Here is an 8,206-nt window from a genome sequence, read left to right on the forward strand (position 1 = left end):
CTTCAGTGGTCTAGTCCAAATAGGGTGCGCGGTCGGGCCGACCCCCACTGGCACGACCTTCGCCGTGCCCTCGGACGTCCCCCACGATCCGCGCCCCCGCAGGAGTCCCCCGCATGCGCAGAACGCCCGTACCCGCATCCGCTCCGCCCGCCGGTGATCAGCCCGCCGGTTCGTCCACCGGTGTCCCGGCCGCTCGCCGCCGCCCCCGGACGCTGCTCGCCGCCGGCACCGCCTCGGCCGTCGCCGCCGCCACCGCGGCCGGCCTGGCCCTGGGTGTGGCGCCCACCGCCTCGGCCGGGGAGTTCCTGGCCAACGGCGGTTTCGAGAGCGGCGCGCTGAACCCCTGGAGCTGCACCGGCGGCACCGGCAGCGTCGTCACCGGCCAGTCCCACAGCGGCGGTTACGCCCTCGCCGGGGCCGCCTCGACGAGCGACACCGCCCAGTGCACCCAGACCGTCACCGTCGCTCCCAACACCACGTACAACCTCAGCGCCTGGGTGAAGGGCTCGTACGTCTACCTGGGCGTGACCGGCGGTGCCGCCACCTGGACGCCCGGCACCGGCGGCGGGTACCAGAAGCTCAGCCTCGGCTTCACCACCGGCGCCACCCAGACCAGCGTCACCGTGTACACGCACGGCTGGTACGGGCAGGGCACCTACTACGCGGACGACCTCGCGCTGGACGGCCCGGGCGCGCCCTCGCCGACCCCGACGCCCACCGTCACGCCCACGGCGACCCCGACGGTCACGCCCACCGCCACGCCCACGGCGACCCCGACCGTCACGCCCACCGGCACCGCGAGCCCGACCGCGCCGCCCACCGGGGGCCACTCCCTGGTCGGCTACCTGCACGCCAGCTTCGCCAACGGCGCCGGCTACACCCGGATGGCCGACGTCCCGGACTCCTGGGACTTCATCAACCTCTCCTTCGGCGAGCCGACCTCCGTCACCTCCGGCGACATCCGGTTCAACCGCTGCCCGGCCACCGAGTGCCCGACGGTCGAGTCCGACGCCGACTTCAAGGCCGCCATCGCCGCCAAGCGGGCCAAGGGCAAGAAGGTGCTGATCTCGATCGGCGGCCAGAACGGCCAGGTCCAGCTCACCACCACGGCCGCCCGCGACGCCTTCGTCAGCTCGGTCTCGGCGATCATCGACACGTGGGGCCTGGACGGTCTCGACATCGACTTCGAGGGCCACTCGCTGTCCCTGCAGACCGGCGACACCGACTTCAAGAACCCGACCAGCCCGGTCGTGGTCAACCTGATCTCGGCGCTGAAGACGCTGAAGGCCAGGTACGGCGCGAACTTCGTCCTGACCATGGCGCCGGAGACCTTCTTCGTCCAGCTCGGCTACCAGTACTACGGTTCCGGCCCGTGGGGCGGCCAGGACCCGCGGGCCGGCGCCTACCTGCCGGTCATCCACGCCCTGCGCGACGACCTCACCCTGCTGCACGTCCAGGACTACAACTCCGGCTCCATCATGGGCCTGGACAACCAGTACCACTCGATGGGCGGCGCCGACTTCCACGTCGCGATGACCGACATGCTGCTCAAGGGCTTCCCGGTCGCCGGCAACACCGCGAACGCGTTCCCGGCGCTGCCGGCCGGCAAGGTCGCCATCGGCATGCCGGCCACCACCAACGCGGGCAACGGCTACGTCGCCCCCGCCGAGGTGAACAAGGCCCTCGACTGCCTCACCAAGCTCACCAACTGCGGCGCGTACGTCCCGAAGGCCGGCGCCCAGCCGGGCCTGCGCGGCCTGATGACCTGGTCCGTCAACTGGGACCAGTTCGGCGGACGGGAGTTCTCCAAGAACTTCGACGGCTACTTCCGCCGCTGACCGGCCGACCGGCTCACCCCCGTCGGGTGCCGGACGGCCCCTCCCCACCGTCCGGCCCCGACGGCGCGCAGCCCCGGTCTCCGGCCCCCCGGCCCCCCGGATCCCCGCTCCCGGTCTCCGGCCCCTCGGCCGCTTCCGGCCGCCTCCGGCCGGGGCCGGGTGGGCCGTGGCGCAGGTGGCGCTCAAGGAGGAGCGCATGTGACGGCCTATCATCGGCACATGCCCACCGCAGAGTTGATCCGCATCGTGTCCCGCTCGTCGCCGATGGCGCTCGCCCAGGTCGAGCGCGTCCGGGCCGAACTCGCCGCCCTGCACCCGCAGCTGCGGACCGAGGTCGTCCCGGTGACCACCTCCGGGGACCGCTGGATGGGTGACCTCGCCCGGCTCGGCGGCAAGGGCGCCTTCACCAAGGAGGTGGACGCGGCCCTGCTGGCCGGCGAGGCGGACCTCGCCGTGCACTGCCTCAAGGACGTCCCGGCCGACCGCCCGCTGCCGGCCGGCACGGTCTTCGCCGCCTACCTGCGCCGCGACGACATCCGCGACGCCCTGGTCCACCCCGGCGGACTCACCCTCGACGAGCTGCCGCCCGGCACGCGGATCGGCACCTCCTCGGTCCGCCGCCGGGCCCAGCTCGCCGCCTCCCACCCGCGCCTGGAGTGCGTGCCGATGCGCGGCAACGCCAACAGCCGGCTCGCCAAGCTGGCCGCCGGCGAGGCCGACGCGCTGCTGCTCGCGGTCTCCGGGCTGGAGCGGATCGGCGAGCAGGAGCGGATCAGCGAGGTCCTGCCGCTGGAGTCGATGTGCCCGCCGATCGGGGCCGGCATCCTCGCCCTGCAGTGCCGCGAGGACGACACCGCCACCATCGAGGCGGTCACCGGCCTCGGCGACCACCCGACCTGGCGCGAGGCGAGCGCCGAGCGGATGTTCCTGCACGTCCTCCAGGGCCACTGCAACTCGCCGATCGCCGGCTACGCCAAGGCCGAGCCGGACGGCCGCCTCTCGCTGCGCGGCCGGGTCTTCTCCCCGGACGGCAAGCAGGTCCTGGACGCCCACGAGTGGGCCGGCTCGCTCAGCCCGGAGGACCTGGGGACCGCGACCGCCCTCGCCCTCAAGCGCCAGGGCGCCTCGGAGCTGATCGCCGCCATCCCGCACTGAGCGGGGGTCGCGGCCGGGCCGGCGCCGGTCGGGGCGCCGGCCGGGTGCCGGGGCGCGCCGGAAGTCCGGTGCGCCGGACGGCCCGAAGCGCCGAACGGCCCGGAACACCGAACGGCCCGGAACACCGGGACGCCGAAACGCCGGAAGGCCCCTCGCTCTCGCGAAGGGCCTTCCGGCTGTCGGTGCGCCGCCAGGGACTCGAACCCCGGACCCGCTGATTAAGAGTCAGCTGCTCTAACCAACTGAGCTAGCGGCGCCTGCTGACAGAGAGAACATTACCTGGTCAGGGGCCGAAACTCACAATCGGCCCCCGACCGCCCCCAGCCCGCCCTCACGGCACGAGCACGACCTTGCCCCGGACGTGGCCGGTGCCGACCATCCGGTGGGCGTCGGCGGCCCGCTCCAGCGGGAAGACCTCGGCGATCTCCAGCCGGAGCCCGCCCGCCTCCCAGAGCTCGACCAGCTCGGCCAGCCGGGCGGCCGTCCGCTGCGCCCGCAGCTGCCGCAACCCGAGCCGTGCGGCGGTCGCGTGGTCGACGATGGTGCCGATCCGGTCCTTGTCGGCGACCAGCTCGACCGAGGCCTCCAGCGCGCCGCGCCCGGCCGCGTCCAGCGCGGCGTCCACGCCCTGCGGGGCCACCGCCCGGACCCGCCCGACCAGCCCTTCCCCGTACGCGACCGGGATCGCGCCCAGCTCGCGCAGGTAGTCGTGGTTGCGCTCGCTCGCCGTGCCGATCACCGTGGCGCCCCAGGCCCGGGCCAGCTGGACGGCGACCGTGCCGACCCCGCCGGAGGCGCCGTGGACCAGCACGGTGTCGCCCTTGCCGACCTGCAGCTGGCTCAGCCCGATGTGCGCGGTCTGGCCGGAGGCGGAGAGCGAGCCCGCCTGCTCCCAGGGCATCCCGGCCGGCTTGGCGACCAGGTGGGCGGTGTCCACCGTGACGAACTCGGCGTGGCTGTGCAGCAGCCGGAAGCCCAGCACCTCGTCGCCGACCTCCCAGCCGTAGCTGCCGGGCCCGAGCTGGTCGACCACCCCGGCGAACTCGTTGCCCGGGACGACCGGTGGCTCGACCGTCGCGCCCGGCGGCTTGAAGCCCTCCCGGACGGCGAGGTCGACGGGCTGCACGCCCGCCGCGCGGACCCGGACCCGCACCTCGCCCGGCCCGGCGGCGGGGGTGGGCACCTCGGTCACCCGGAGCACCTCCGGGCCGCCGAACTCGGGAACGGTGACTGCCTTCATGGGGGGCTCCTGCCTGTCCTGGGGGCCGTTGGTCCGTTCCCTCGATCTTCAGACCTGAAGTCCGCTTGAGGTCAACCCCGGCCGGGCGTGTCGCGGCAGTTGGGCGCATTGTCAGATTTATCCTGGACGGCGGCCCGGGCCGCGCCGTCCGGACGCGACACCTCCGCCCGCACCTCCGCCCCCGCCGAGAGGAACCTCCCCGTGGGTCAGCTGCCCCTGCTCTTCCTGGTGCTGCTCGCCTCCGTGGTGACCATGCCGCTCGCGCGCCGGACCGGCGTGCCGCAGCCCGTGCTGATGACCCTGCTCGGCATCGTGATGGCGCTGGTGCCGCAGATCCCGGACATCGCGATCGACCCCGACCTGATCCTCCCGCTCGTCCTGCCCCCGCTGATCTTCGCCGTCGCCCGGCGCTCCTCCGTCCGCTACTTCAAGGCGAACATCCGCTCCATCCTGCTGCTCGCCGTCGCCCTGGTGGTGGTCACCACGGCCGCGGTGGCCGGCGCCGTGCACTGGCTGCTGCCCAGCCTGCCGGTCGCCGCCGCCGTCGCGGTCGGCGCACTGGTCTCCCCGCCCGACCCGGTCGCCGCCGTCGCGGTGGCCGGCAGCGTCGGGCTGCCGCGCCGGCTGGTGGCGATCCTGGAGAGCGAGGGACTGTTCAACGACGTCACCGCGATCGTGATCTACTCGCTGGCCATCGACGCGGTGGTCGGCGGCCACTTCTCGGCCGGCCACGCGGTGCTCCGCTTCGTGCTCTCGGCGGTCCTCGCCGTGGTCATCGGCATCGCGCTCGGCTGGGCCAACGCCCGACTCGCCTCCTTCCTGGAGGACCCGACCCAACAGGTCGCCCTCAACCTGCTGGTGCCGTTCGCCGCGTACAGCCTGGCCGAGGAGATCCACGGGTCGGGCGTGCTCGCCGTCGTGGTCTGCGGGCTCTACCTGGCCGAGCGGGCCGCCGACGCCGACGCCGTGTCGTACCGGCTGGTCGGCAACGCCTTCTGGGAGATCGTCGAGATCCTGATCACCGGCGTCGCCTTCGGCCTGATCGGCCTGGAGCTGGCCACCGTCCTCAAGGAGGCCGGCGAGGGCTGGACCGGCATGCTCGGCGACGCGGCCGTGGTGATCGCCGTCGTGGTGCTGGTCCGGCTGCTCTGGCTGCTGCCGGCCGGCTGGCTCTCCCGGAAGCTGCGCGCCGACGCCGAGGAGGACACCCCGATCAGCTGGCGGGAGAGCGTGGTGCTCTGGTGGTCCGGGATGCGCGGGGTGGCCACGGTCGCGCTGGCCCTGGCCGTCCCGCTCGCCGTCGACACCGGTGCGGCCTTCCCCGACCGCGGCCGGCTGGTCTTCATCGCCTTCAGCGTCGTCCTCTTCACCCTGCTGGTCCAGGGGCTCACCCTGCCCTGGCTCGCCAAGCGGCTGCACCTGGACGTCGACCACGACAAGCACGAGCAGCAGGTGCGCCAACTCTGGTGGCGGGCCGCCAAGGCCGGGCTGGAACGGCTCGGCGAACTGGAGGAGCTGGACAAGCTGCCCGCCGAGGTCGCCGACCGGCTGCGGGACCGTCAGCACGACCGGCTGGCCCGGCTCTGCCCGGAGAAGTACGCGGAGGAGGAGGCCGCCGAGGCGAAGTCGCGGCTCAGCCAGTGGCGCGCCGCGCAGAGCGTCGAACAGGAGATGATCGCCGCCTCCCGGCGCGAGATCCTGGCCGCCCGCAGCGAACTCGGCGCCGACCCGGAGCTGGTCGACCAGGTGCTGCGCGGGCTCGACCTGCGCTCCGAGCGGAAGTGACGCGGCGTCCGGCGGTGCCGCGCCGGGCGGGCCGCCGGGTGGTCCCACGGGTCTCCGGCGGGCGTCCGGTGCGCCTGCGAAGGTCCCTCGGCCCGGCGACCGGTGGAGCGTCGGCGAACGGAATGTGCGAGGGCGGCCCCGACGTTGCATAGGCTGGCCCCGGGCAGGCCGTCAACGGAGTCGGCGCACCACCAGTACCCGCACGACCTCGCGAAAACCCTCCCGCCTGGCCCTGCCGGTATCTGCACCCAGATGAATCGAGGAGCAACCGATGTCGGAGACCCGTGCCGACGCCCGTACCCCGCTGGACCGCACCCCGCAGTGGGCCGCCCTCGGCAAGCACCGCGCGGAGCTGGGCGAGACGCACCTGCGCGAGCTGTTCGCCGCCGACCCGGAGCGCGGCCGCCGCTACACCCTCCAGGTCGGCGACCTGTACGTGGACTACGCCAAGCAGCTGGTCACGGACGAGACGCTGGCCCTGCTGCGCGAGCTCGCCGAGGCCACCGGCGTCGCCGAGCTGCGTGACGCCATGTTCCGCGGCGAGAAGATCAACACCACCGAGCACCGCGCCGTCCTGCACACCGCGCTGCGCGCCCCGCGCGACGCCGTCGTCGAGGTCGACGGCGAGAACGTGGTGCCCGCCGTGCACGCCGTGCTCGACAAGATGGCCGCCTTCGCCGAGCAGGTCCGCAGCGGCGAGTGGCGCGGCCACACCGGCAAGCGGATCCGGACCGTCGTCAACATCGGCATCGGCGGCTCCGACCTCGGGCCCGCCATGGCCTACGAGGTGCTCCGCTCCTACGCCGCCCGCGACCTCGACGTCCGCTTCGTCTCCAACGTCGACGGCGCCGACCTGCACGAGGCCGTCCGCGACCTGGACCCGGCCGAGACGCTGTTCATCGTCGCCTCCAAGACCTTCACCACGATCGAGACCATCACCAACGCGGTCTCGGCACGGAGCTGGCTGCTCACCGGGCTGCGCGCCGACACCGACGCGGTCGCCAAGCACTTCGTCGCGCTCTCCACCAACGCCGAGGGCGTCGCCGACTTCGGCATCGACACCGCCAACATGTTCGAGTTCTGGGACTGGGTGGGCGGCCGCTACTCCTACGACTCGGCGATCGGCCTCTCGCTGATGATCGCCATCGGCCCGGACGCCTTCCGCGAGATGCTCGACGGCTTCCACCTCGTCGACGAGCACTTCCGCACCGCCCCCGCCGAGGAGAACGTGCCGCTGCTGCTCGGCCTGCTCGGGGTCTGGTACGGCGCCTTCTTCGACGCCCAGGCGCACGCGGTGCTGCCGTACTCGCACTACCTGTCGAAGTTCACCGCCTACCTCCAGCAGCTGGACATGGAGTCCAACGGCAAGTCGGTGGACCGCGAGGGCAACCCGGTGAGCTGGCAGACCGGCCCGGTGGTCTGGGGCACCCCCGGCACCAACGGCCAGCACGCCTACTACCAGCTGCTGCACCAGGGCACGAAGGTCATCCCGGCCGACTTCATCGGCTTCGCGAAGCCGGTCGCCGACCTGCTGCCCGGCCTGGTCGCCCAGCACGACCTGCTGCTCGCCAACTTCTTCGCCCAGACCCAGGCGCTCGCCTTCGGCAAGACCCCGGAGGAGGTGGCGGCGGAGGGCGTGCCGGCCGAGCTGGTCCCGCACAAGACCTTCAAGGGCAACCACCCGACCACCACCATCCTGGCCGCCGAGCTGACCCCGTCGGTGCTCGGCCAGCTGGTCGCGCTCTACGAGCACAAGGTGTTCGTCCAGGGCGCGATCTGGAACATCGACTCCTTCGACCAGTGGGGCGTCGAGCTCGGCAAGGTGCTCGCCAAGCGGATCGAGCCGGTGCTGCTGACCGGCGAGGGCGCCGACGCGCTGGACAGCTCCACGGCGGAGCTGGTCGCCCGCTACCGCGCGCTGCGCGGGCGCTGAGGCGTCCGGCAGGACCGGCGCGCCCGCGGGGCCGTCCGCTGCGGCGGGCGCCCCCGCGGCGGTTCCGCGTCCGCGGGTCGCGCGTCCCGCGGGCGCGTGCGTGCGGGTCGGGTGCCCCGCCGGCGCCCGCGGGCCGGAAACGCCGGAAACGCCGGAAACGCCGGAAACGCCGGAAACGCCGGAAGGCCCCTCGCTCTCGCGAAGGGCCTTCCGGCTGTCGGTGCGCCGCCAGGGACTCGAACCCCGGACCCGCTG

Annotated in this window: 5 protein-coding genes and 1 tRNA gene; 4 read left to right on the forward strand and 2 right to left on the reverse strand. The window is 73.5% G+C overall.

From position 1 onward, the window contains the following. The first annotated feature begins 113 nt into the window (after nt 1-113). Both ACFVHB_RS35380 and hemC read left to right on the forward strand, forming a co-directional pair. Nucleotides 114-1,838, forward strand: coding sequence for a chitinase (locus tag ACFVHB_RS35380; protein WP_380330535.1), 1,725 nt, complete (start codon nt 114-116; stop codon nt 1,836-1,838). 219 nt (nt 1,839-2,057) lie between these two features. Beyond that, nucleotides 2,058-2,993 (forward strand): hydroxymethylbilane synthase, encoded by a 936-nt coding sequence (hemC, locus tag ACFVHB_RS35385; protein WP_380330538.1) that lies wholly within the window; start codon nt 2,058-2,060, stop codon nt 2,991-2,993. A 183-nt stretch (nt 2,994-3,176) separates the two neighbouring features. On the opposite strand, the gene ACFVHB_RS35390 is transcribed toward hemC, so the two are convergent. Both ACFVHB_RS35390 and ACFVHB_RS35395 read right to left on the reverse strand, forming a co-directional pair. Continuing rightward, nucleotides 3,177-3,250: transfer RNA gene (locus tag ACFVHB_RS35390), tRNA-Lys, on the reverse strand. A 74-nt stretch (nt 3,251-3,324) separates the two neighbouring features. Beyond that, complete coding sequence (locus ACFVHB_RS35395; RefSeq protein ID WP_380330541.1) at nt 3,325-4,233, reverse strand: NADP-dependent oxidoreductase; 909 nt, start codon at nt 4,231-4,233, stop codon at nt 3,325-3,327. A 201-nt stretch (nt 4,234-4,434) separates the two neighbouring features. On the opposite strand from ACFVHB_RS35395, the gene ACFVHB_RS35400 reads away from it, so the two are divergent. Further along, complete coding sequence (locus tag ACFVHB_RS35400; RefSeq protein WP_380330544.1) at nt 4,435-6,018, forward strand: Na+/H+ antiporter; 1,584 nt, start codon at nt 4,435-4,437, stop codon at nt 6,016-6,018. A gap of 271 nt (nt 6,019-6,289) precedes the next feature. Then, nucleotides 6,290-7,951: a glucose-6-phosphate isomerase gene (gene pgi / locus ACFVHB_RS35405; protein ID WP_380330547.1), complete on the forward strand. Its 1,662-nt coding sequence runs from the start codon at nt 6,290-6,292 to the stop codon at nt 7,949-7,951. Nucleotides 7,952-8,206: the final 255 nt, after the last annotated feature.

Origin of the sequence: Kitasatospora sp. NPDC127111 (assembly GCF_042677465.1) — a bacterium.
Lineage (GTDB): Bacteria > Actinomycetota > Actinomycetes > Streptomycetales > Streptomycetaceae > Kitasatospora.

Excerpts from the sequence above, each read along its gene's own strand:
- ACFVHB_RS35380 (WP_380330535.1), top strand. The coding sequence starts at position 114 with ATGCGCAGAACGCCCGTACCCGCATCCGCTCCGCCCGCCGGTGATCAG.
- ACFVHB_RS35395 (WP_380330541.1), bottom strand. The coding sequence starts at position 4,233 with ATGAAGGCAGTCACCGTTCCCGAGTTCGGCGGCCCGGAGGTGCTCCGG.
- hemC (WP_380330538.1), top strand. The coding sequence starts at position 2,058 with ATGCCCACCGCAGAGTTGATCCGCATCGTGTCCCGCTCGTCGCCGATG.
- pgi (WP_380330547.1), top strand. The coding sequence starts at position 6,290 with ATGTCGGAGACCCGTGCCGACGCCCGTACCCCGCTGGACCGCACCCCG.